Here is a 1,872-nt window from a genome sequence, read left to right on the forward strand (position 1 = left end):
CCACCGCGTACCGCCGCTCCAACCAGATCCTCGCGATGCGCAACAGCTACCACGGCCGCTCCTTCTCCACCGCCGGGATCGCGGCGACCGCGACCCTGGTCGAGGTATCGATAGCCGTCGTGGGCGGCGGCGTCGCGGGCGCGGGGGACGTCCTCTTCGAGCCGCTCCGGCGCAGCCTGCGGGAGTACGCCACGCTCTCGTTCGTCCGCGACCTCACCGTAGCCCCGGCCCTCACCGGCACGGACGCGGGCCTCCTCGGCGCCGCGGCGGCGGCCCGCGCGTCCATGTGACGAGGCGGCGCCCCTACGAGGCAGCCGAACCCCGGCCGTCAGACGCCCGCCGTCGTCACCGCACCGCGCCTCCCCGCGTACCGGCCGACCGTCTCCGGCGTCCGCTGCCGTACGACCACCAGGAACGCGTCGGACTCCAGGTCCATCACGACCTCCGCCGGGAGCCCCTCGTCCCGGCGCGCGCTCGCGAACTCCTCGGCGGGCCAACTGCCCCGCGGGCCGCCCGCGGGAAACCTCTGCAATACCGTACGGGTCATCACCGCACCCCCTTGCCTCGCCGGACCAACGAGAGTCCGCGCCGAAGTGTTACGCACCGGCCCGCACGGACGTTCGCGGGGTGGCTGCCCAGCCCGGGGTGTGCCCGGGGGTTTCCATGGCAGGGTGTTGCGGGCAAGCCACTTGGGGCTACCGAAGAGGGGGAATCGTGATCGTCTGGATCAACGGTGCGTTCGGCGCGGGCAAGACCAGCACCGCGCGTGAGCTGGTCGATCTGATCCCGAACAGCACGCTGTACGACCCCGAGCTCACCGGCGGCTTCCTGGACCTGCTGCTGCCGCAGAAGCGGCGGGACGAGGTGGACGACTTCCAGGACCTGCCGATGTGGCGCCGGATGGTCGTCGACACCGCCGCCGCGCTGCTCGCCGAGGTCGGCGGCGTGCTCGTCGTCCCCATGACGCTGATCCGGCAGGAGTACCGGGACGAGATCTTCGGCGGTCTCGCGGCGCGCCGCATCGAGGTGCGGCATGTGGTGCTCGCCCCCGATGAAACGATCCTGCGGGCCCGCCTCGACAGCCGTGCAGCGGGCGAGGACGATCCGGAGGGCGCCGAGCGCGCCCGCCAGTGGTGCCACGCCCGGATTGAGCCGTTCCGCGACGCGCTGGGCTGGCTCGCCGCCGATGCCTACACCGTCGACAACTCGCTCCTCACGCCCGCCGAGACCGCCAAGGCCGTCGCCGAGGCCGTCCACGCCGGCCTCGCGGCCCCCTGTGGCATCGTCCAGACACCCGAACCCACCGGGGAGACGCTGGCCGCCGGAGTCCTGCTCTTCGACGAGCAGGATCGTTTCCTTCTCGTCGATCCCACCTACAAGCCGGGCTGGGAGTTCCCCGGCGGCGTCGTCGAACCGGGCGAGCCGCCCGCCCGCGCGGGCATGCGCGAGGTGGCCGAGGAGATAGGGATAGAACTCGACGCCGTTCCCCGGCTTCTGCTCGTCGACTGGGAACGCCCCCAGCCCCCCGGCTTCGGCGGCCTGCGCCTCCTCTTCGACGGCGGCCGCCTCGCCTCCACGGAGGCGGACCGGCTCCTGCTGCCCGGCGCCGAACTGCGCGGCTGGCGCTTCGTCACCGAGGACGAGGCCGCCGAACTCCTCCCCCCGGTCCGCTACCGCCGCCTCCGCTGGGCCCTCAGAGCCCGCGAACGCGGCACGGTCCTCAACCTGGAGGCGGGCGTCCCCGTCGGCTGACCGCCCGGTCCGCCTCCCGGTAGAACTAGGGCCTGTCCGGCGGATCATGGCCGGGGCCGTGGCGCCTGGCACGGCGCCTCGCCGCGTTGCCGAAACGCCCCGATAGCTCCGCTATCGAGA

The 1,872-nt window shown here is 73.2% G+C and carries 3 protein-coding genes; 2 read left to right on the forward strand and 1 reads right to left on the reverse strand.

Annotated elements, in window-relative coordinates; genetic code table 11:
* A partial coding sequence (locus AB0F56_RS35915; protein WP_362017548.1) for an ROK family protein occupies window positions 1-290 on the forward strand: 290 nt, incomplete at its 5' end.
* A gap of 38 nt (window positions 291-328) precedes the next feature.
* Here AB0F56_RS35915 and AB0F56_RS35920 read toward each other — a convergent pair.
* On the reverse strand, window positions 329-550 hold the full coding sequence (locus tag AB0F56_RS35920) for a hypothetical protein (RefSeq protein WP_362017550.1): 222 nt from the start codon (window positions 548-550) through the stop codon (window positions 329-331).
* A gap of 164 nt (window positions 551-714) precedes the next feature.
* On the opposite strand from AB0F56_RS35920, the gene AB0F56_RS35925 reads away from it, so the two are divergent.
* Complete coding sequence (locus AB0F56_RS35925) at window positions 715-1,752, forward strand: NUDIX hydrolase (RefSeq protein WP_362017552.1); 1,038 nt, start codon at window positions 715-717, stop codon at window positions 1,750-1,752.
* Window positions 1,753-1,872: the final 120 nt, after the last annotated feature.

The organism is Streptomyces sp. NPDC026092, assembly GCF_040638605.1.
Taxonomy (GTDB): domain Bacteria; phylum Actinomycetota; class Actinomycetes; order Streptomycetales; family Streptomycetaceae; genus Streptomyces.